Genomic DNA, 19,659 nt, shown 5'->3' with positions numbered 1-19,659 from the left:
TGGTGGTGCCGCCGAGCCCTAGCGCCTCGACATTGGCGCGCAGCAGCGCCCGCGCTTCGGCGCCGTTGTCGACAAACAGCACGAACCTGGCGCCCCGCGACACGGCCTCGATGCCGAGCGCCCCGGTGCCGGCAAACAGATCCAGTACCCGCGCATCGCTGACCGGATCGCCGTAGGCATGCATGAGGATGTTGAACAGCGACTCGCGCAAGCGATCCGCCGTCGGCCGGATGTCGCGCGACGTCGGCGTCGCTAAGTTACGCCCGCGCAGCCGGCCGCCGATTACACGCATGGGGAGTATGTCCGAAGTAGTACGAAGGCAGCCACGATCCGGGCGCGCTCCCCTCCCCCTTGCGGGGAGGGGTCGGGGGTGGGGGTGCCACGAAGCAAGGCGTTCGCTTGTGGACCCCCCACCCCGACCCTCCCCCGCAAGGGGGGAGGGAGAACAAGCGCCGTGCTCGCAATCAGCATGAGAGCGAACTCACTCCTCGCGCGGCGCTGCTTCGCGCTTGCCGTGGTAGCGGCGGGCGGGGCCGCGGAACGGGGCGTCGCCGCCGCTGCCGGTGCGTTCGACCTTGACCTTGCGGCCTTTGCGGTCTTCGACGGCGCTGCGCTTGGTGACCAGCTTCTTCTTTGGCGCCGCTTCGCGCGCGGCGACGTCCTCGCTGAGCGGCTTGCCCGGGCCGCGCGCGCGCGGCTTGGTCTCGCTCGGCGACGGGCCAGCGAAGTCGGCGCCAGCGAGCTCGATGATCTTCTCGCCGAGCTGCTCGCGCAGCACCCGCGTCTTGACCTCTTCGACCTCGCCTTCGCCGAGTTCGAGGAGTTGGAATGGCCCGTAGCTGACGCGGATCAGTCGATTCACTTCCAACCCGAGATGCGCCAGCACGTTGCGGACTTCGCGGTTCTTGCCTTCGCGGATCGCGAACACCAACCAGACATTGGCGCCCTGATCGCGTTCCAGCTTGGCGTCGATCTCGCCGTATTTGACGCCGTCGACCTCGATGCCGTTCTTGAGTTCATCGAGCTGCGCCTGCGTGACCTCGCCATGGGCGCGGACGCGGTAGCGTCGCAGCCAGCCGGTTTCAGGTAGTTCGAGCGCACGCGCCAGACCGCCGTCGTTGGTCAGCAGCAGCAGGCCTTCGGTATTGAAGTCGAGCCGGCCGATCGAGATCAGCCGCGGCAGGCCTTCGGGCAGATGGTCGAACACCGTCGGCCGGCCCTCGGGGTCGGCGTGCGTCGTCATCAATCCGCGAGGCTTGTGATACAGGAACAGCCGCGTCCGTTCGCGCTCCGGCAACGGCTTGCCGTCGACGGTGATGACGTCGCTCGGCTTCACGTCGAGCGCCGGACTATCGATCACCGTGCCGTTGACGGCGACGCGGCCCTCGGTAATCCACGCCTCGGCATCGCGCCGCGAGCACAGTCCGGCGCGCGCCACCACCTTGGCGATGCGCTCGCCGGCCTTGTCGGATTTCGCCGGCTTGGCCGGCCTCGGCTTGCGCTTGCTGTCCGTGTCGCGCTTGCGATATTCGCCGCGGCCGCCGAACGCCGGGCGCTTGGCGAAGACCCGGCTCTCGTCCTCGTTGTCGCGGCGCGGACGATCGTAGTCGCCGCGCGGACGATCCGGGCCGCGCTCGTCGTCGCGGCTGCGGCGCGGACGGTCGAAACCGCGACCTTCGCCGCGACTATCGCTCTTGGGATGTTCGTGCCAATCGCCCGGCCGCGCGGTGCGCTCGCGCTGCGGCCGGTCACCCCGCGGGCGATCATCGCGCGGACGGTCCTCGCGCGGCCGATCGAAACTCTTGCGCTCGCGGAACGGCCGCTCGGCGCGCTCGCCATCGCGTGGCTTCGAGAACTTCGGGCGATCACCACCGCGCTCGGCGCCTGCGCTGCGCTCACCGCGGTCGAACCGCGGCCGATCCTCACGCGATTTGTTGAACCGCGGCTTGTCGTCGCCGCCCCGGTCGAACCGCGGCTTGTCATCGCGCGACTTCGAGAACCGCGGCCTGTCGGAAGCGCCGCGATCGAACTTGCGATCGCGGTCACCGCCGGCGCCGGCCGCACGCGGCCGATCCTCGCGGCCCTTCCAGGGCTTCTCGTCGCCGCGATCGCGAGCCGCCGCGAAATCGCGCTTCGGTCGATCGCCGAAGTCCCGCTTGGGACGATCGCCAAAGTCGCGCTTCGGCCTGTCGCTGAAATCCCGCTTGGGCCGATCACCGAAATCACGCTTGGGGCGATCGCCAAAATCCCGCTTCGGCCGGTCACCAAACTCCTTGCGCGGGCTGCGCTCCGGGCGGTCTCCGCTGCGCGCAGGACGGTCGTCGCGATTGAAGCGCGGGCGCGGAGAGTCGGCGTCGTCACGACGCGGACGCTCGGCGAAATCGCGGCGGGGCGCGGCACCGTCGCGCTTGACGTAGGGCCGCTTGCCCTCGCCGCCGAACGAGCGCTTGGCGTCTCCGCCGAACGATTTCTTGGCGTAGGTCTTCTCGCCCCGCCCCTCGCCGCCGCCCTCGCCGCCGCGCTTGGCGAATTTCTTGTCCGGTCCGCGCGCCGCACCGGAGCGCCCTTTGCCGCCGGCCGGGCCCTTGCCGCCGAAACCGCCCTTGCCGCCGGCCGCACCGCGGCCGCCCGACGGACGATCGCGGCGTCCCCGCGCGGAGGCGTTGTCTTTACGAGTGTCGCGGGGCATGACGGGTCTTTCTCTGGGAGGATCGGTCGGCCGACAGGCGGCGACACTGGCGCGCGAGGAAATCGCGCAAGCTCACGCCGTACCGCTGTCCACTGTGCTGAAGCCGCCTCCTAGCAGAGTTTTTCGTGGAAGACGAGCCAAACACGGGCCGAATGCAGTGACGACGACGCCATCTTTGATGGATCTGGCCCTGAACGAGGCCAAAGCAGCGGCCGCGCGCGGCGAGGTGCCGATCGGCTGCGTCATCGCCCGCGGCGGCGAGGTGCTGGCCAAGGCCGGCAACCGCACGCTGGAGCTGCGCGATCCCACCGCCCATGCCGAATTGCTCGCGATCCGTGAAGCCGCCGCCAGGCTCGGCAGCGAGCGGCTGGTCGATTGCGATCTCTATGTCACGTTGGAGCCGTGCACGATGTGCGCCGGCGCGATCTCGTTCGCGCGCATCCGGAGGCTGTATTTCGGCGCGTTCGATCCCAAAGGCGGCGCCGTCGAGTCCGGCGTGCGGTTCTTCGCCCAGCCGACCTGCCACCACGCGCCCGACATCTACCCCGCAGTCGGGGAACGCGACGCGGCTGCGCTGCTGCGGGAGTTCTTTCAGGCGCGGCGCTGACATTCGTTGTGCGCGAAGATCAAACAAATGGGCCGCCCCTGAGGGCGGCCCATCCACGTTAGTTACTGCCGAAGACAATCAGGCGAAGTTGCTGTCGTCGCCACCGCCGCCGAAATCGTCGGAGTCCATATCCATGTCGTCCTGATCGTTGCTGGCCATCTGGTCGTAGTTGTCGTTCGGGTTCTGATCAGCAAAGCCGTAGCGGGAATCGTCACCACCACCGCGCGAGGAGCCGATGTCGCCGATACCGGCCTGCTGGGCCAGGCTGCTGCCGGACTGATCGCCGCCCCACGGACTCTGCGTGCCGCCGAACATGGACTGATCACCGAAGCTCTGATGGCCGCCGCCCATCATGCCGCGGATGCTCGACAGCAGCAGCGAGCCGCCGACCACGCCGGCCGCCGCGGCGGCCGCCGTGCCGAGGAACGAGCCGCCCCCGCCGCCGGGCTGATAACCGCCCGGAGCGCCGCCACCGAACATGCCGCCAGGCTGGCCATAGGGCGCCTGCGGCGGTTGCGAGTAAGGCGGCGCGGATTGCTGGCCGAGCACCTGCCCGGTGTTCCAGGCCGGACGGCTACCGCCGCTGGGGGGCGGAACGTTGGGTACCGACCCGTGCGACTGCTGCGGCGGGTTCTGGCCAAAGAAGGCGTCCCGCATCGAGTCGAGGAAGCCACCATTGCTGCGGGCCGGCTCGGCGTCCTGCTTGCTTTCGAGGTCCTGGATACGCTCATGGGCGCGCCGTAGCGCCTCGTCCTGAACCAGAACGGTCTGTACCAGGCCGTAAATCGCGTTCGGCGCCACGCGCAGCCCTTGATTGATGGCCGCCAGGGCGTCCGGATCGCGCGGCGCGGATTCCAGCTTGGCGAGCCGTTCGAACAGGTCGTCGATAAGCTGGCGTTCTTGCGGTGTCATGATGATCTCCCTGAGCATCGCGTATCCTCGCCGGTTCGCGGACCGTGTGAGGCGCACAAGATGTAAGAATGCCGGAACCCGGCAATCAGCCCCTCGGCCGGATTAAATTTCGGTAGGAGAGCCCGACGCTCCTTGCGACAAAGACGCAGATGGACCTCGCGCCAAGGTCACCTGCTGGGTCTCGAGCAAGGCCGCGAACTGGTCGCCAGACAGGAACGCGTTCTCACGTTCTCGCTGATCGGTGAACGGATCGAGACTGACCAGCACCTCGTCGACGTAGCCGGGATGGCACATGATCAAACCGCCGTCGGGAAGTCCGTCGAGGAAGCCTTGCATAAGCTCTGCGAAATCGGTCTGCCGCAAGAAGGCGTAAGCACCGGCGAAGCCGGAGTTGGTAGCGACCCCTGCTTGGGCGGCACGACTGCGGAAGGCGGCACTCAGCACATCGAGCAGCAGCGGCTTCGGATCGCCGAGCCGCTGCGTGAGCGGCGTCGCGCGGCCGCATTGCCGGACCCAGGCGCCGGGGAGCATCGACTTCACCGTGCCGACGAAAGCATCGCGCACTTGCGGGAACAGCTGCACGTGCTGATGACCATCGACGTAGTCGGGCAGACGACCAAATAATTCAGCGAAACGCTCGACCTGGGCGCGGAGTTCGGTCGCGATCATCTCCGCATCGTAGCGCCGCAGCAGACTATCACGCAGCTTGCGTCCAAGCGGATGAAATTGGCCGCCGTGCAGCGGGCGATAGTGCATGGTGAGCGGCGAGAACGGCGCCGTCAGCGTCGCGTGCAGGCCGATCGCCGCATCCGGGTTGCGCGCCGCGGCCTCTTGCAATCCGCCGATCTCGTCCGCGCCGAGCGCGGAGCCGACCACCATCACCGACGTCGCGTTGATACGGCCGCGGCCGATCAGTTCACGGATCGCGCGGTTGACGCCGGGGCTGATGCCGTAGTCGTCGGCCACCAGCCAAATGCGGCGCGGCGCAGCATCGCTCATTCGGCCGCGGTCTGCTTGGCGGCTTCGGCGTCGGTGGCGGCGCGGCGGACGCTGTGCTCGGCGACGAAGTAAATCGGCCGCGCCTTCAGCTCGGACAGGATCTTGCCGATGTACTCGCCGAGCACGCCGATCATCAGCAGCTGGACGCCGCCGATGGTCATCATGCCGACGATGATCGACGGATAGCCCGGCACCGACTTGCCGCTGACCCAGGTCTCCCACAGGATCGACAGGCCGAACAGGAACGCGCTGATCGCCAGCACCACGCCGAGCAGGCTGGCGATGCGCAGCGGCGCCACCGAAAACGACGTGAGGCCTTCGATCGACAGGCCGATCAACTTCGCGGTCGAGAACGTCGAGAAGCCGTGGGCCCGCGGCTCCGGCTCGTAGTCGACGCGGAACTGACGGAAGCCGATCCAGCTCGCCAAGCCTTTGAAGAAGCGATTGCGCTCCGGCAATTGCCGCAGCGCAGCGGCGGCGCGGGGCGACAGCAGGCGGAAATCGCCGGCGTCTTCGGGGATCTTCTGCCGCGCCCCCCAATTGATCAGCGAGTAGAATGTCGCCACCGCGGCACGACGCAGCGCCGGTTCGTTATCGCGATGCGCTTTCGCCGTGTAGACGACGTCGTAACCATCGACGATCCAGTGCCCGACCAGCTTCTCGACCAATTCGGGAGCATGCTGGCCGTCACCATCCATGAACAGCACGGCACCGAGCCGCGCATGATCGAGGCCGGCGAGCAGCGCCGCTTCCTTGCCGAAATTGCGCGACAGCGAAAGCACCTGAACGTCGAGCTCGGTAGCCGGCAGACCGCGTGCGATCGACAGCGTCGCGTCGGCGCTGCCGTCGTCGACATAAACGACTTCGCAGGCGATGCCGTAACGGCCGCGCAGCGTCGTGGCCAGCGCGCCGAGCCGGCGATGCAGCGCCTCGAGGCCGGCGGCCTCGTTGAACACCGGCACCACGATCGACAGGCCCGGCGTCGCCGTTGCACCGGCGCCGGCAGACAGGCCTGAAACGTCACTACCCAGCATCATGCATTTGGTTTCCGCTGCCCGGCCGCGCCGGGGTGTTCCGTCCCTAACATATGGGGCGGCCGCCGCGCCATTGCCACGCGGTGCCGCAGCCGAGGACGATGCGACCTGAGGTGTTAGCGCAGGAAGCCTGCAAGTTTGCTGAACAGCGGATTGTCCTTGTCGAACACGTATTCCAGCGAGGCCACCGACACGGTGTCGGCGCCGTGGTCGCGCAGGAAGCTGCCGAGCGCATAGAGCTGCGTCGGCGGGCAGTGCAGCGTCAGCATCCCGGACGAGGTCGGACCGCCGAACGGCGACACCACGCCGAACCGCTTGTGCACCTCAGCCAGCAGCGCGTCGTTGCAGCCTTTGAAGCGGGTGCGGACTTCCTTGTACTTGTTGGCACGCGCGCGGGCCGCGATCTGGTCGAGAATGACGCGGGCGGTCTCGCGTGCGCCCTCGCTCCAATCGGCGTCGCGCGAGGCGACCAGATTAGCCTGGCTCTTCAGCATCACGCCGTCGTCGAGCACGCGCAGACCGTTGGCGGCCAGCGTCGCACCGGTCGTGGTGATATCGACGATCAGCTCGGCGGTGCCGACCGCGGGTGCACCTTCGGTGGCGCCGGCGCTCTCGACGATGCGATAGTCGACCACGCCGTGCGACGCGAAGTAGCCGCGCGTCAGGTTGATGTACTTGGTCGCCACCCGCATCCGGCGGTTGTGGCTGGCGCGGAAGCCGGTGGCGACGTCGTCGAGATCCGCCATGGTGCGCACGTCGATCCAGGCCTGCGGCACCGCGACGACCACATTGGCGTAGCCGAAGCCGAGACCGTCGATCAGCAGCACGCGCTGGTCGGCATCGGCGATGCTCTCGCGCAGCAGGTCTTCGCCGGTGACGCCGAAATGCACCGCGCCGCGCGCCAGATTGGCGGCGATTTCGCTGGCCGACAGATACGCGACCTCGACATTGTCGAGGCCGGCGATCGTGCCGCGATAGTCGCGCGCGCCGCCGGGCTTGCTCAGCGGCAGGCCGGCGCGGGCGAAGAAAGCTTCGGCGTTTTCCTGCAGGCGGCCCTTGGACGGCACCGCCAGAACGAACGGCGCGCTCATGCCGCACCTCCCTTGCCGCTGCGGTCCGACTGCGTCATCGCCTCGATCCAGATCGCGAAGCCGACCGCCGGGATAGCAGCCGGCGCACCGAGCCGGGTCATCAGCCCGTCATAGCGGCCGCCCGCGACCAGCGGTTCGTCGCCATTGCCGGCGCGGTGAAGTTCGAACTCGAAGCCCGTGTAGTAATCGACGCCGCGGCCGAACGAGGTCGAGAACGTCACCTTGGACAGATCGATGCCGCGATCCGCCATGTAGCCGATCCGGCTCTCGAACTGATCGATCGCATCGCCGAAGTCGAGCTGCGCGTCCGCCGCGAGCGCGCGAAGCAGCTTCAGCGCCTCGCGCGGCTCACCGGCGATCGACAGGAAGCGCTTGAGCTTGGTCAGCGCATCGCGCGGCAGCGCGCCGCTCTTGAGCGTCGATTGTTCGAGGAAGCGATCGGCGATCTCGGAGACCGAGCGTCCGCCGAGCGCTGTGGCGCCGGCGATCGACATCAGGTCGGTGACCAGCGCCAGCGCTGCCTTGCGGTCGGAGCCGGCCAGCGCCGCCAGCACGCCCTCATATTCGTTGCCGCCACCGGCAGCGAGCGTCAGCCGCTCGAGGTCGGCGGCCAGACTGGCGCTGCGGTTGAAATCCTTCATCAGCCGGCGCCGCCACACCGGGTAGAGCCCGAGCGCATCGATCAGAGCCACGAACAGCGCCACGTCGCCGGTGCGAATCTCGACCTCGCTGACGCCGAAGGTCGCGGTCGCCTCCAGCCCGAGCGCCAGCATCTCGGCATCGGCGGCGGCGCGGTCGGAGCGGCCGAACGATTCGATGCCGGCCTGGAGGAATTCGCTGCGCCGGCCACCGCGCTGGCGGAACACCGGCCCGAGATAGCAAAAGCCGGCGACCCGGCCGGTCATCGGCGAGGCCAGATAGTCCCGCGCCACCGGGATCGTCAGGTCGGGCCGCAGGCACAGCTCTTCGCCGCTGTTGTCGGTGGTCAGAAACAGGCTCTTGCGGATGTCCTCGCCGGACAAGTCGAGAAACGGCTCGGCCGGCTGCAGAAACGCCGGCTCGGCCCGCTGATAGCCGGCCTTGGCAAAGGATTGCAGCAGCGCCTCCGCCCACGCGGCGGACCCGGTCGCGCCAGCGGTGGCGGTGTCGGTCATTGTCGAAGTCCTGCGGTCCCCGATCGGGGTGAGAATGGTTGCGGCAGCCCTTAACACGGCCGAATGACAGATTCGACCGTGATCGGCGGGCGGGATTAACGGAGAGCGGATGGCATTGGTCGCAGGCTCAACCGCCGCGCCAATCTCCCACCACCGCCTGCACCAGCGCCAACGCGGCGACGGCGGCGGTGTCGGCGCGCATGATGCGGGGGCCGAGGGCGAGGCGGAGGATGGCGGACTGCTCGAGCAGCGTCTTCCGCTCGTCTTCGGCGAAACCGCCTTCCGGGCCGACGAGGAGGTCGATGCCGGCGGCCGGCTTTGCGGCCTGCAGGGCGGCGACCGGATCGGCGATCTCGGCGTCCTCGTCGCAGAACACCAGGAGCCGGCCGTCGGGCCGCGCTGCGAGGAAGCGCTCCAGGGTCATTGGCTCCCCAACCTCGGCGAGGCTGAGGATGCCGCATTGCTCGGCGGCCTCGATGACGTTGGCGCGCATCCGCTCGGTGTTGAGGCGGTGGACCTGGGTATGCCGGGTCAGCACCGGTTGCAGCCGGCCGGCGCCCATTTCGACGGCCTTCTGCGTCATATAGTCGAGACGGGCGTGCTTCAGCGGCGCGAACGCGTAGGTCAGGTCTGGCAGGCTGTCCTGCGGCCGGGTTTGCTGCTCGATCTCCAGCGCCTCTGGCCGCTTGCGCCCGGCAATCACGGCGCGCCACTCGCCGTCGCGGCCGTTGAACGCCAGCACCCCTGCCCCGGCCGACAGCCGCAGCACATTGCCGAGATAATTGCTCTGGTCGCGGTCGAGCGGCACCTGTCCGCCCGACGCCAGGGCGGCATCGACGAACAGACGCGGGCTGTTGAAATCGTATCGGCTCATATTGGTTCGCCAAAGGATGTCGCACCGGCTCAGTAGCCGGCGCGGGCCGCCATGCAAAGCGTCGGCAGGAGATATGCAGTCTGTCTGTACAGTTTAACTTTACAGATTGACTGGCGAATGTTTTTTTCTGCTCATGACAGCTTCTCCCGCCCCATTGGTGCCCGCCTTAGCCGCCGACCTGCACAGCCTGGTTGGCAAGCTGAAGCGCCGCCTGCGGGAGCAGGCCACGATCGGGGACCTGACGCCATCGCAAGTGTCGGTGCTGAAGCGGCTGGACAAGGACGGGCCGGCCACCACCTCGGCGCTGGCGCGCGCCGAGGCAATGCGGCCGCAATCGATGGCCGCGATCATCACCGCGCTCGAAGCGGCGGGCCTGGTCAGCGGCAGTCCCGATCCCGCCGACAAGCGCCAGACGCTGCTCTCGCTCACCGACAACTGCCGCACATGGGTGCGGGAGGGACGAGCCGTGCGCCAGGACTGGCTGTCGCGGCAAATCGAGACCCGGCTGTCGACTGAGGAGATCCAGCTCGTCGCCGCCGCGCTGCCCCTGCTGCAACGACTGGCCGACGATTAGCCGACGAGCCCAGCTTACTCATCCAGCCTGGAGGACCTCCGATGCCGCTGACGACGCTTGATCCGATGTCTGCGCTGCTGGTCGTCGATCTGCAGAAGGGCATCGTCGGTGCGCCGGTGAAGGAGCCGATGCGCCCGATCCTGGAACGCGCCCGAGCACTCCTCGACGCGTTCCGTGCTTACCGCTTGCCGGTGGTGCTGATCAACGTCGTGGGCACTCCACCAGGGCGAACCGAACAGCCTCGACGCCTCACGGGCGAGTTGCCGGCAGGATTCGCCGACTTCGCCGCGGAGCTCGATCAGCAGCCGGACGACGTCGTGATCACCAAGCGATCGTGGGGTGTGTTCGCGGGCACCGATCTCGACGCACGGCTCAAGGCAGCCGGCGTCACCCAGGTCGTCGTCATCGGCGTCGCAACCGGGACCGGCGTCGAGGCAACGGCGCGGCAGGCCTATGAGCGCGGCTACAACGTCACGCTCGCCATCGACGCGATGTTCGACCCACGTACCGAAGCACATGCTTACAGCATCGCCAACGTGTTTCCGCGGCTCGGCGAGACCGGCAGCAGCGCGGCCGTCATTGATCATCTACAACGTCGGAGCGCCTGACATGCCTTGGCTTCAGCTTTTGTCCTACTTCTTCGGCGGCGCTTTCCTGGCGAACAGCGTTCCACATTTCGTCAGTGGCGTATGCGGCGAGCCGTTCCAAAGCCCGTTCGCGAAGCCGAGCGGCATCGGCTTGTCGTCGTCCACCGTCAACGTGTTGTGGGGCGTGTTCAATCTCGTCGTCGGTTACGCTCTGATCTGCCGCGTCGGCACCTTCGATCTGCGCGACACCGGCGATATCGGAGCCGTCTTTCTCGGGGTGTTGGTCATCTCGCTGTTCCTGGCCAAGCATTTCGGCAAGCTGCACGGCGGCAATTTGCCGGAGCGAACTTGATCGTTTCGCGCCCGGCGGCGATCTTCCGCTCGCTCCGCAACTTCAACTACCGGCTCTGGGCCGGCGGCGCTCTCGTGTCCAATGTCGGGAGCGGAATGCAGCGCATGGCCCAGGACTGGCTGGTGTTGACGCAGCTCACCGACCACAGCGCCTCGGCAGTCGGCGTGGTGATGGCGCTGCAATACGGGCCGCAGCTCGCGCTGCTGCCCTGGACCGGCTCCGCCGCCGATCATCTGAACCAGCGCAAATTGCTGATGGCGACGCAGGCCACGATGGGCGCGCTGGCGCTGTTGCTCGGTATCCTCACCGTCACCGGCGTCGTGCAGCTCTGGCAGGTCTACACGCTGGCACTGCTCGAAGGATGCGCCGCGGCATTCGATGCGCCGGTGCGGCAGACATTCGTCGCCGAGTTGGTCGGCGACGAGGATTTGCCGAACGCGGTGGCGCTGAACTCGATGTCGTTCACCGCAGGCCACATGGCCGGCCCGGCAGTCGCCGGCCTTACCATCGCGACGATCGGCACCGGCTGGGCCTTCATCAGCAACGGCATTTCGTTTCTCGCCGTGCTGATCTCGCTGACGGCGCTGCGCGGCAGCGAACTGCGTAGCAACGCGCGCGCGGTACGGAACAAGGGCAGCTTCGTGGAGGGCCTGCGCTACGTCGCCGGCCGACCGGATCTGATCGCGACACTGGTGGTGTTGTTCCTGATCGGGACCTTCGGGCTGAATTTCCCGATCTTCATTTCCACCATGGCGGTCGGCGTGCTGCACACCGATGCGCGCGGCTTTGGTCTTCTGTCCTCGATCCTGGCGGTCGGCACGCTGACCGGCGCGCTGATCGCCGCAAGCCGCAACCAGGTCGGGTTCAACACACTGTTGACCGGCGCCGCGGTGTTCGGGCTCGGCTGCACATTCGCCGCGCTGGCGCCCGGCTATTGGAGCTTCGCGGCAGCGTTGGCGGTGATGGGCGTCGCCGTGATGACGCTGACCAATGCCAGCAACGGCCTGATGCAACTCTCGACCGAGCCGTCGATGCGCGGCCGGGTGATGGCGCTGCGGATCGGCATCGCGCTCGGCGGCACGCCGATTGGTGCGCCGACCGTGGGATGGATCGCGGACCATTTTGGGCCACGCTGGGCGCTCGGCGTGGGCGCCACGGCGGGCTTTGCGGCCGCGGCCCTGGCCGCGCTGTATCGCGCGCGGGGAAGCGCGAACGCCGATCCGGAATCGTAAAAGCCCATCGGCGCAAGCTCAGCCGCGGCGCAGCACCAGCACGTTGCCGAGCAGGATCGCTGCGGTGCCGGCCGCCAGCGATGCACTGAGCGTCAGATGTTCGAACAACGCCGACAGCACCAGCGCCACCAGCGGCACCACCGCCAGCGTGTAGGCGGCGCGCCCGGGACCAAGACGGCGCACCAGTTCGAAATACAGCGCGAAGGTGATGCAGGAGGCTGCGACTGCGAGATACAGCAGGCTCGCCAGATAGCGCGGCGAAGGATCGATCACGAACGGCGCCCCCGTTCCAAGCGCCCACAATGCGCTCGCGGCCGCGCCGGCGAGCGCGCCCCAGCCGAGCACCGCAAGGACGGGAAGCCCGCGCTGCTGGTTGCGCGCCCCGAGCACGGTGCCGGCGCCGGATGCGGCCGCCGAGACCAGCGCCCAGGCGAAACCCGCCAGGCTTGCAGTGCTGACACTCGCAACGCCCGGCGCCACGATCAGGGCGATGCCGGCGATGCCGCAAAGCGCGCCGCCGACGAAGCCGGGGGCGATCGGCGTGCCCAGCGCCACACGGGCGATCGCGGCGGCGAACAGCGAGGAGGTCGACAGCACCAGCGCGGCAAGGCCGCTGGGAATCCGCGCCGTCGCCTCGTAGAAGGCGACGAAGGCCAGCGCGAAGAACAGCAAGCCCTGCGCGACGACGGCGATCCGGTCAGGCCTGGGAATGGACAGCGCGGTACCGCGCAGCCGTCCGTAACCGAGGAACAGCACCCCGGCGAGCGTCATCCGCATCGCAACCGACCACGCCGCCGGCGTCACCCCGGCCTGCATGGCGGTCGCCTGCGCGCCGCCGCCCCATAACAGCGCCGTCAGCGCGAACAGCAGCGCCGTCATTTGTCGCTACCAGACACCAACTCGCGCCATCCCGCCGAGTCGATCCGTGCGCTCTCGGCCGCGAGCTTGCGCAGCGCCGGATCGAGGCTTGCGCGTTCGGCGTCGGACAGAACCGACAACAGGCTGGTTTCGATCGCCGCCCCGACCACCGCGATCCGGTCGAACGCCTCCCGGCCCCGCGGCGTGATCGCCACCGATGCGGTGCGGCGATCGGCACGGCCCGGCCGCCGGGTCGCGAACCCCCGCTCGACCAGTTGGGCGATGCCGCGGCTGACGGCGAACGGATCGAGCGCGGCGGCGCGGCCGATCTCGGCGGCGTTGGCGCCGTCACGCTCGGCGATCACGGCGAGGATCCGCCAGCCGGCCTGATTGAGCGAGAAAGTCTCTCGATAAAAATCCTCGAGCGGACGGGCGATGGCTGCGGTGATCAGAAACAGCCGATAAGGCAGCCAATCGCTCAGGCGGAGGGACGGGGACAAGGCTCGTGCGGAGTTCGGCATGAGCGGCATATTAGTAAATCGCTTGCGTTTTGCAATTAATTATCAGCCGCCTTCTGTCGCGTCCGCCTCGATCGATCGGAAAACCGGCGCCTGCACAGGGACCGCCCCGCTCTAGCCCCATTCGCCGGGTTGTTAAGGGCGATCCGGAATCGTAGAAAGCCCGACCGTCAACCTTTTTGTCGTGCCTGACGGGTAAACCGGGACCATCTGATCTTGCCGGAGGAGCAACCTTGATCATCCGACAGTTGATTGCGCCCGCCATCGCGGTCGTTTGCGCCGTTTATTCCGTTCAGGCCAGCGCCCAGAGCGCCTTCCCGGCCCCGTTGCCAAGCCAGATGCAGGCTCCGAGCCAGCCTGATCCGGCGTTTCCGGCGCCGCTGCCGAACCAGTCGAGCGCGCCGGCCCAGTCGCAATCGGTGTTCCCGCCGGTCAACGGCGGTTCGTTCCCGGCCGGTGGTGCCGCGCCGATCGCCGGCGCTGGTGGCGGCGCGTTCGGTGCTCCGCCGCAGGCCGCGCCGATGGGACAGCAGGCCGGCAACGACGCCTGCATGCAGGACTTCCTCAAGCTGCGGCAGGAGGCCGAGAAGCGTGGCAAGGCGATTCAGGCCGCCGGCAAGCGCAAGGCCCCGCCCTCCGAAGCCTGCAAGCTGATCGGTCAGTTCTCGGTCGCCGAAACCAACATGATCAAATATGTGGTGACGAACGCGAAGAAGTGCGGCATCCCGACCGAAATCGCCGACCAGCTCCGCAAGGGCCACAAGAACACCGAGGGCATGCAGCAGAAGGTCTGCGCCATTGCCGAGCAGCAGCAACGCAGCCCCGCCGGCCCCAGCCTCGCTGATGTGCTCGGTTCCAGTTCGGCCCCCGAGGCGAATACCTCGGCCAAGAAATACGGCGGTACCACCTTCGATACGCTCAGCGGTAACGTGTTGCAGCGATGAACGGCGTTCCGATCAGCGACACGGCGCGGGTCGCTGATTCGACCGGCAATTGGGTCGACCGCCACGCGCCGCTGTGGACCCGGCCGTATCTTCGACTGGCCCGCTTCGACCGGCCGATCGGCTCCTGGCTGCTGCTGATGCCGTGCTGGTGGTCGGCGGCACTCGCTGCCGGCGTGGCGCACGATCTGTCGCGGCTGCCGTGGTTCTGCGCGCTGTTCTTCGTCGGCTCGTTCGTGATGCGCGGAGCCGGCTGCACCTGGAACGACATCACCGACCGCCATCTCGACGACAAGGTCGAACGCACCCGGTCGCGCCCGATCCCGGCCGGGCAAGTCACCGCCAAGCAGGCCGCTATCTTCATGGTCGGCTTGTGCCTGATCGGCCTCGTCGTACTGGTTCAGTTCAACGGCTTCGCGATCGCGACCGGCATCGCCTCGCTGCTGATCGTCGCCGCCTATCCGTTCATGAAGCGCATCACCTACTGGCCGCAATCGGTGCTCGGCCTTTGCTTCTCGTGGGGCGCGCTGATGGGGTTCGCCGCGACCTTCGGGCGGCTCGAGCCTGCAGCCATCATGCTCTATGCCGGTTCGATCTGCTGGGTCATCGCCTACGATACGATCTATGCCCACCAGGACGCCGAGGACGATCTGATGATCGGCATCAAATCGACCGCGCTGCTGTTCGGCGAGCGCACCAAGCCGGCGCTGCTGCTGTTCTTCGGCCTCGCCGTGCTGCTGATCGGCGTCGCGCTGATGCTGGCGGGTTCGGGCTGGTTCGCCTTCATCGGCCTCGCCGCGTTCGCGGCGCATCTGGTTCAACAGGTCGTCCGCCTCGACATCCACGACTCGCCGCTGTGCCTGAAGCTGTTCAAGTCCAACCGCGACGCCGGGCTGTTGCTGTTCGCCGGGTTGGTCGCCGACGCGGCCGTGCGGGCCGGGGCGTAGAGCGCCTCTCCGGCCTGCAACTACTCGTTTCATCGTCATTGCGAGCGAAGCGAAGCAATCCAGCGCCGCACGTGCAGCATGGATTGCTTCGTCGCTTCGCTCCTCGCAATGACGAGATACGTTGTATCTCTTAAGTCATCAGCTCCGCGCGATGATTTCGCGTTCACCCGCGAAGCTCTGCGGGGCGGCCAGCAAGTGGCCGGCGCGGCGGCGGACCAGGAAGCGCGGACGGCGCTTGCTGATGACGTGATGCCGGCGGCGGCGCTGGGCCGGTTCGCGCGGTTTCTCGTCGGGCAGCCGCGGCAGGCCGAAGATCTCGCTCCAGCTCTGCCAGGCGATTTCGATTTCCTCGGCATCGTCGCTGACGAACAGCGGCACCGACAACGACGGGTCGCGATGCAGCAGCACCAGCATCCGCGCGGCATCGCCGCTGTCATCGTCGAGGCCGCGGCAGCCGATGCCACGGAAGTCGCTGACGCGAACGTTGACGGCCATCCGCATGCCGCCGATGGCGCGGCGCAGGATCACCCGTTCGCGATGCAATTCGATCTGCCTCAGTCCGCCGTCGGCGCGCACATCGTGCGCATCGAAGCGGACCGGAAGAGAGAGTGGGTCGAGCCGCAATGCGCGGCTCGACCCGGCGGATGCACCGCCTGTTTGTATTTGACGCCTCACGGCTGCAATCTCCCCGCCGGAATTATGTTCCCGGTCGATGTGAGGGAGCTTGCCAGACGGGCTCCGAAATCCGCTTAAAAAGCTCGGTTAATCGAACCTGACCGGGGCTTCTTCACTGCGCATGATTGACAGAACCTTGGCCAGCATGATTGACGACATCTTGCGGCGATGCCGATAATCGAGCGGATCGCGGCGCTGCCGGGCGCTTGAAGTCGGCGCAGGGCAGGCACATCTTCAGAGAGGTTTCGATCAACTACGAGAACCGCCCCGGCTCTCGTTTCGAGCTTCTCCAGCTTTCGGGATTTTGGTTTGTCCTCCTCACCCAGCGCGCGCGTGACCTCGCCGGCTTCCCCGACGGAAGCGAATTCCGATCTGTTCGATCAGTCCGCATTGAGCGATCTGGCGCAACGCCTGGTAGAGGCCGCCAAGCGAGCCGGTGCCGATCAAGCTGACGCGGTCGCGGTCCGCGGCGTCTCGCACGGCGTCGAAGTACGCGACGGGCGGATGCAGGAATCCGAACGCAGCGAAGGCGACGATGTCGGCCTGCGGGTGATCGTCGGACAGCGCCAGGCGGTGGTCTCGACCAACGACATCAGCGGCGACGGCGTCGCGCGGCTCGCCGAACGCGCGGTGGCGATGGCCCGCGTCGCGCCGGACGACAAATATGTCGGCCTTGCCGACCCGGCGCTGCTCGCCCGCGACTTTCCCGATCTCGATCTGCTCGATCCCAATACACCGTCGACCGCCGAACTCGAACGCCGCGCCCGCGCAGCCGAAGAAGCTGCGCTCGCGGTGAAGGGCATCACCAAATCGGGCGGCGCATCGGCGTCGTCGGGCATCGGCGGTATGGTGCTGGTGACATCGACCGGATTCCACGGCCGCTTCCTGCGCTCCAGCCAAAGTATCTCGATGACGGCGATCGCCGGCGACGGCACCGGCATGGAGCGCGACTACGACTACACGGCTGCGCCGCACGGCGAAGACCTGATGTCGCCCGAAGAGGTCGGCCGCAGCGCCGGCGAGCGCACCGCGGCGCGCGTCGGGCCGCGCAAGGTCGAGACCTGCAAGGTGCCGGTGGTGTTCGATCCGCGCGTCGCCGGTTCGCTGGTCGGGCATCTTGTCGGCGCCGTCAACGGCGCCTCGATCGCGCGCAAGACCTCCTTCCTCAAGGACAAGATGGGCGCCAAGCTGTTCCAGGACGGCATCCGCATCGTCGACGATCCGCTGCGGAGGCGCGGGCTGCGCTCGCAAGCGTTCGACGCCGAAGGCGTGGCCGTGAAGCCGCTGGCGATCATCGACGACGGCGTCCTGACATCTTGGCTGCTGGACTGCGCCACTGCGCGCGAACTCGGCCTGACCACGACCGGCCACGCCCATCGTGGCGTGTCGTCGTCACCCTCGCCCGGCCCGTACAATCTGCATCTCGAAGCTGGCAGCCTCGGCCCCGACGAACTGATCGGCGATATCCAGCAGGGCTTCTACGTCACCGACCTGATCGGCTCCGGCGTCAACGGCGTCACCGGCGATTACAGCCGCGGCGCCGCGGGCTTCTGGATCGAGAACGGCAAGCTTACCTACGCGGTCAGCGAAGTCACCATCGCCGGACATCTGCTCGATATCTACAAGTCGCTGACTCCGGCGAACGATCTGACGTTCCGCTACGGCGTCAATGCACCGACGGTCCGGATCGAGGGGCTGACGGTTGCCGGGCGCTGATCTTCACGACTGGCCGAGCGAGACCGCAGCGCGCGACGTCGCGCTTCTCACCGAGACTGTCCGCGAAGCCGGCGCTCTGGCGCTGTCGATGTTTCGCACCGACGTGCGCAGCTGGACCAAAGCCGGCTCGTCGCCGGTGTCGGACGCGGACCTCGCCACCAACGACCTGATCCGCAGCAAGCTGCAAGCCGCCACGCCAGAATACGGATGGCTGTCCGAGGAAACCGCCGACGATTCCAGCCGCCTCGGGAAACCCCTGGTGTGGATCGTCGATCCGATCGACGGCACGCGCTCCTATCTCGCCGGCCGCGACGACTGGTGCGTCGCCGCCGCGCTGGTGGCGGACGATACGCCGATCGTGGCCGCCGTATTCGCGCCGGCGCGCGACGAATTTTATGTCGCCGTTCGCGGACAGGGCTCCACCCTCAACGGCGCGCCGCTGCGCGCCAGCACCGGAACCGGTTTTGCCGGAGCCAAACTCGCCGGACCGAAGCCGCTGGTCGAGCGTCTCGTGCTGCCGGGCGAAGCCAACGTGCAGCCGCGCATCGGTTCGCTGGCCCTGCGCATATGCCAGATTGCCGATCAACGTCTGGACATCGCATTCGCAGGTGGGCAAAGCCACGACTGGGATCTTGCCGCGGCCCATTTGATCGTGCACGAAGCGGATGGTAGATTGAGCACGGTCGAGGGCGAAACGATCGTCTACAACCGTCCCGAGCTCACACATGGCGTTCTGGTTGCGGCGGGGTGTGATCGCCACGCTGAGATCATCGCGTATTTCCGTGAACGCCGCCAGGCGCGCGAACGCGGTGCTTGAGGACTGACCGTCGAGCTTCTCCTGCTCGACGATACGACGGATCGGGATCGCGCTCGGGGACAGCGGCAGGGCGCCGCCGCGATGAGGAAAGTTTGATGGCGGACAATGCGCAGCAACTGCTCCACCTCGTATTCGGGGGCGAGCTGACAGATCTCGACAACATTACGTTCCGCGATCTCGACAAGGTTGAAATCGTGGGCGTGTTCCCGAGCTACGCGACCGCTTATGCGGCGTGGAAGGCGAAGGCACACCAGACGGTCGACAACGCTCACATGCGCTATTTCATCGTCCATCTGCACCGGCTGCTGGATCCCGACAAAGACGCGAAGTCGTCGCACTGACGATGTCGGTCGCCGACCACACGCGCGCTCCCGCAAGCACCTGCGGGGCGATCGATGGCTGACCCCTTTACGTCAGAGCGCCTGCCGCTGACCTTGCGCGCCTATCAAAAGCTATCCGCCGCAGTGGCGCCGCTGGCGCCGCTGTGGATCGAGCGCCGTCTCAAGCAGGGCAAGGAAGACGCGGCCCGCGCCGGCGAGCGCCGCGGTATCACCAACGACACCCGCCCTTACGGGCCGCTGGTGTGGATCCACGGCGCCAGCGTCGGCGAGGTGCTGGCGGCAGCCGGGCTGATCGAGCGGCTGCGCGCCCTCAACCTGCGCATCCTGCTCACCTCCGGAACACTGACTTCGGCCAATGTCGCCGCCAAGCGGTTTCCGCCCGACGTCATTCACCAGTTCATTCCCTATGACGCGCCGCGCTTCGTCGCGCGCTTCCTCGATCATTGGCAGCCTTCGCTGGCGCTGTTCATCGAATCCGATCTGTGGCCGAACCTGATCCTCGCTGCTTCGGCGCGGCGGATTCCGATGTTGCTGATCAACGGGCGCATGTCGCATCGCTCGTTTCCGCGTTGGCGCCGCGCTTCGGCGACGATCGGCGCGCTGCTCGGCCGCTTCGATATTTGCCTGGCGCAATCGGCGGTCGATGCCGAGCGCTTTTCCGTGCTGGGCGGCCGCAATGTGATCGCCACCGGCAATCTGAAGATGGACGTCGCGCCGCCGCCGGGCGAATCGGCGCGGCTT

22 protein-coding genes are annotated in these 19,659 nt (G+C 67.5%); 11 read left to right on the top strand and 11 right to left on the bottom strand.

Annotated features, from left to right (window positions below; translation table 11 throughout):
- Together I5M_RS03745 and I5M_RS03740 are read right to left on the bottom strand one after the other, a co-directional pair.
- The coding region (locus tag I5M_RS03745; protein WP_022720179.1) for an RsmD family RNA methyltransferase at nt 1-292 on the bottom strand (292 nt) is incomplete at its 3' end.
- Nucleotides 293-481: 189 nt separating this feature from the next.
- Complete coding sequence (locus tag I5M_RS03740; RefSeq protein ID WP_022720178.1) at nt 482-2,689, bottom strand: pseudouridine synthase; 2,208 nt, start codon at nt 2,687-2,689, stop codon at nt 482-484.
- A gap of 178 nt (nt 2,690-2,867) precedes the next feature.
- On the opposite strand from I5M_RS03740, the gene I5M_RS03735 reads away from it, so the two are divergent.
- Nucleotides 2,868-3,296, top strand: coding sequence for a nucleoside deaminase (locus I5M_RS03735; RefSeq protein WP_022720177.1), 429 nt, complete (start codon nt 2,868-2,870; stop codon nt 3,294-3,296).
- Nucleotides 3,297-3,374: 78 nt separating this feature from the next.
- On the opposite strand, the gene I5M_RS03730 is transcribed toward I5M_RS03735, so the two are convergent.
- The 6 genes from I5M_RS03730 to I5M_RS03705 all read right to left on the bottom strand — a co-directional run bounded on the left by I5M_RS03730 (nt 3,375) and on the right by I5M_RS03705 (nt 9,360).
- Nucleotides 3,375-4,208 carry a DUF2076 domain-containing protein gene (locus I5M_RS03730; protein WP_031335262.1) on the bottom strand — a complete coding sequence of 278 codons (834 nt, stop codon included), beginning with the start codon at nt 4,206-4,208 and terminating at the stop codon, nt 3,375-3,377.
- Nucleotides 4,209-4,310: 102 nt separating this feature from the next.
- A complete protein-coding gene (locus tag I5M_RS03725; protein ID WP_022720175.1) occupies nt 4,311-5,207 on the bottom strand; it encodes a ChbG/HpnK family deacetylase in 897 nt (298 codons plus the stop codon).
- A complete protein-coding gene (locus I5M_RS03720) occupies nt 5,204-6,244 on the bottom strand; it encodes a glycosyltransferase family 2 protein (RefSeq protein WP_022720174.1) in 1,041 nt (346 codons plus the stop codon). The genes I5M_RS03725 and I5M_RS03720 overlap by 4 nt, the downstream gene beginning before the upstream one ends.
- A gap of 113 nt (nt 6,245-6,357) precedes the next feature.
- Nucleotides 6,358-7,332, bottom strand: coding sequence for an ATP phosphoribosyltransferase (gene hisG / locus I5M_RS03715; protein WP_022720173.1), 975 nt, complete (start codon nt 7,330-7,332; stop codon nt 6,358-6,360).
- Nucleotides 7,329-8,486 carry an ATP phosphoribosyltransferase regulatory subunit gene (locus I5M_RS03710; protein ID WP_022720172.1) on the bottom strand — a complete coding sequence of 386 codons (1,158 nt, stop codon included), beginning with the start codon at nt 8,484-8,486 and terminating at the stop codon, nt 7,329-7,331. The genes hisG and I5M_RS03710 overlap by 4 nt, the downstream gene beginning before the upstream one ends.
- 127 nt (nt 8,487-8,613) lie before the next feature.
- Nucleotides 8,614-9,360 (bottom strand): 16S rRNA (uracil(1498)-N(3))-methyltransferase, encoded by a 747-nt coding sequence (locus I5M_RS03705; RefSeq protein ID WP_022720171.1) that lies wholly within the window; start codon nt 9,358-9,360, stop codon nt 8,614-8,616.
- Nucleotides 9,361-9,493: 133 nt separating this feature from the next.
- On the opposite strand from I5M_RS03705, the gene I5M_RS03700 reads away from it, so the two are divergent.
- The 4 genes from I5M_RS03700 to I5M_RS03685 are packed head-to-tail and all read left to right on the top strand — an operon-like array spanning nt 9,494 to nt 12,105.
- Nucleotides 9,494-9,934: a MarR family winged helix-turn-helix transcriptional regulator gene (locus I5M_RS03700; RefSeq protein WP_031335260.1), complete on the top strand. Its 441-nt coding sequence runs from the start codon at nt 9,494-9,496 to the stop codon at nt 9,932-9,934.
- 41 nt (nt 9,935-9,975) lie between these two features.
- A complete protein-coding gene (locus I5M_RS03695; protein ID WP_022720169.1) occupies nt 9,976-10,542 on the top strand; it encodes an isochorismatase family cysteine hydrolase in 567 nt (188 codons plus the stop codon).
- Between the two features lies 1 nt (nt 10,543).
- Nucleotides 10,544-10,873, top strand: coding sequence for a hypothetical protein (locus I5M_RS33025; protein ID WP_022720168.1), 330 nt, complete (start codon nt 10,544-10,546; stop codon nt 10,871-10,873).
- Nucleotides 10,870-12,105 carry an MFS transporter gene (locus I5M_RS03685; protein ID WP_022720167.1) on the top strand — a complete coding sequence of 412 codons (1,236 nt, stop codon included), beginning with the start codon at nt 10,870-10,872 and terminating at the stop codon, nt 12,103-12,105. The genes I5M_RS33025 and I5M_RS03685 overlap by 4 nt, the downstream gene beginning before the upstream one ends.
- A gap of 18 nt (nt 12,106-12,123) precedes the next feature.
- On the opposite strand, the gene I5M_RS03680 is transcribed toward I5M_RS03685, so the two are convergent.
- Nucleotides 12,124-12,984 carry a DMT family transporter gene (locus I5M_RS03680; protein ID WP_022720166.1) on the bottom strand — a complete coding sequence of 287 codons (861 nt, stop codon included), beginning with the start codon at nt 12,982-12,984 and terminating at the stop codon, nt 12,124-12,126.
- Nucleotides 12,981-13,463, bottom strand: coding sequence for a MarR family winged helix-turn-helix transcriptional regulator (locus tag I5M_RS03675; protein ID WP_244431925.1), 483 nt, complete (start codon nt 13,461-13,463; stop codon nt 12,981-12,983). Before I5M_RS03675 ends, I5M_RS03680 begins: the two co-directional genes overlap by 4 nt.
- Nucleotides 13,464-13,714: 251 nt before the next feature.
- On the opposite strand from I5M_RS03675, the gene I5M_RS03670 reads away from it, so the two are divergent.
- Both I5M_RS03670 and ubiA read left to right on the top strand, forming a co-directional pair.
- Nucleotides 13,715-14,425, top strand: a complete 711-nt coding sequence (locus I5M_RS03670) for a hypothetical protein (protein WP_022720164.1) — start codon at nt 13,715-13,717, stop codon at nt 14,423-14,425.
- Entirely contained in the window at nt 14,422-15,369 is a 948-nt protein-coding gene (ubiA, locus tag I5M_RS03665; RefSeq protein WP_022720163.1) for a 4-hydroxybenzoate octaprenyltransferase, read from the top strand. Before I5M_RS03670 ends, ubiA begins: the two co-directional genes overlap by 4 nt.
- 138 nt (nt 15,370-15,507) lie before the next feature.
- On the opposite strand, the gene I5M_RS03660 is transcribed toward ubiA, so the two are convergent.
- Nucleotides 15,508-16,044: a DUF6101 family protein gene (locus I5M_RS03660; RefSeq protein ID WP_031335256.1), complete on the bottom strand. Its 537-nt coding sequence runs from the start codon at nt 16,042-16,044 to the stop codon at nt 15,508-15,510.
- Nucleotides 16,045-16,353: 309 nt separating this feature from the next.
- Between I5M_RS03660 and I5M_RS03655 the strand changes: the two genes are divergently transcribed.
- The 4 genes from I5M_RS03655 to I5M_RS03640 form a co-directional block, all read left to right on the top strand.
- Nucleotides 16,354-17,760: a TldD/PmbA family protein gene (locus tag I5M_RS03655; RefSeq protein ID WP_031335254.1), complete on the top strand. Its 1,407-nt coding sequence runs from the start codon at nt 16,354-16,356 to the stop codon at nt 17,758-17,760.
- Nucleotides 17,747-18,577 carry a 3'(2'),5'-bisphosphate nucleotidase CysQ gene (locus I5M_RS03650; RefSeq protein WP_022720160.1) on the top strand — a complete coding sequence of 277 codons (831 nt, stop codon included), beginning with the start codon at nt 17,747-17,749 and terminating at the stop codon, nt 18,575-18,577. Before I5M_RS03655 ends, I5M_RS03650 begins: the two co-directional genes overlap by 14 nt.
- 95 nt (nt 18,578-18,672) lie before the next feature.
- On the top strand, nt 18,673-18,918 hold the full coding sequence (locus I5M_RS03645) for a DUF4170 domain-containing protein (RefSeq protein WP_022720159.1): 246 nt from the start codon (nt 18,673-18,675) through the stop codon (nt 18,916-18,918).
- A gap of 54 nt (nt 18,919-18,972) precedes the next feature.
- The coding region (locus I5M_RS03640; protein ID WP_040771541.1) for a 3-deoxy-D-manno-octulosonic acid transferase at nt 18,973-19,659 on the top strand (687 nt) is incomplete at its 3' end.

This window comes from Rhodopseudomonas sp. B29, from assembly GCF_000333455.1.
Classification (GTDB): Bacteria; Pseudomonadota; Alphaproteobacteria; order Rhizobiales; family Xanthobacteraceae; genus Rhodopseudomonas.
The sequence above is the reverse complement of the archived record's forward strand: the minus strand, read 5'-3'. Positions and strand labels throughout refer to the sequence as shown.

Excerpts from the sequence above, each read along its gene's own strand:
- I5M_RS03740 (WP_022720178.1), bottom strand. The coding sequence starts at position 2,689 with ATGCCCCGCGACACTCGTAAAGACAACGCCTCCGCGCGGGGACGCCGC.
- I5M_RS03735 (WP_022720177.1), top strand. The coding sequence starts at position 2,868 with ATGGATCTGGCCCTGAACGAGGCCAAAGCAGCGGCCGCGCGCGGCGAG.
- I5M_RS03730 (WP_031335262.1), bottom strand. The coding sequence starts at position 4,208 with ATGACACCGCAAGAACGCCAGCTTATCGACGACCTGTTCGAACGGCTC.
- I5M_RS03725 (WP_022720175.1), bottom strand. The coding sequence starts at position 5,207 with ATGAGCGATGCTGCGCCGCGCCGCATTTGGCTGGTGGCCGACGACTAC.
- I5M_RS03720 (WP_022720174.1), bottom strand. The coding sequence starts at position 6,244 with ATGATGCTGGGTAGTGACGTTTCAGGCCTGTCTGCCGGCGCCGGTGCA.
- hisG (WP_022720173.1), bottom strand. The coding sequence starts at position 7,332 with ATGAGCGCGCCGTTCGTTCTGGCGGTGCCGTCCAAGGGCCGCCTGCAG.
- I5M_RS03710 (WP_022720172.1), bottom strand. The coding sequence starts at position 8,486 with ATGACCGACACCGCCACCGCTGGCGCGACCGGGTCCGCCGCGTGGGCG.
- I5M_RS03705 (WP_022720171.1), bottom strand. The coding sequence starts at position 9,360 with ATGAGCCGATACGATTTCAACAGCCCGCGTCTGTTCGTCGATGCCGCC.
- I5M_RS03700 (WP_031335260.1), top strand. The coding sequence starts at position 9,494 with ATGACAGCTTCTCCCGCCCCATTGGTGCCCGCCTTAGCCGCCGACCTG.
- I5M_RS03695 (WP_022720169.1), top strand. The coding sequence starts at position 9,976 with ATGCCGCTGACGACGCTTGATCCGATGTCTGCGCTGCTGGTCGTCGAT.
- I5M_RS33025 (WP_022720168.1), top strand. The coding sequence starts at position 10,544 with ATGCCTTGGCTTCAGCTTTTGTCCTACTTCTTCGGCGGCGCTTTCCTG.
- I5M_RS03680 (WP_022720166.1), bottom strand. The coding sequence starts at position 12,984 with ATGACGGCGCTGCTGTTCGCGCTGACGGCGCTGTTATGGGGCGGCGGC.
- ubiA (WP_022720163.1), top strand. The coding sequence starts at position 14,422 with ATGAACGGCGTTCCGATCAGCGACACGGCGCGGGTCGCTGATTCGACC.
- I5M_RS03645 (WP_022720159.1), top strand. The coding sequence starts at position 18,673 with ATGGCGGACAATGCGCAGCAACTGCTCCACCTCGTATTCGGGGGCGAG.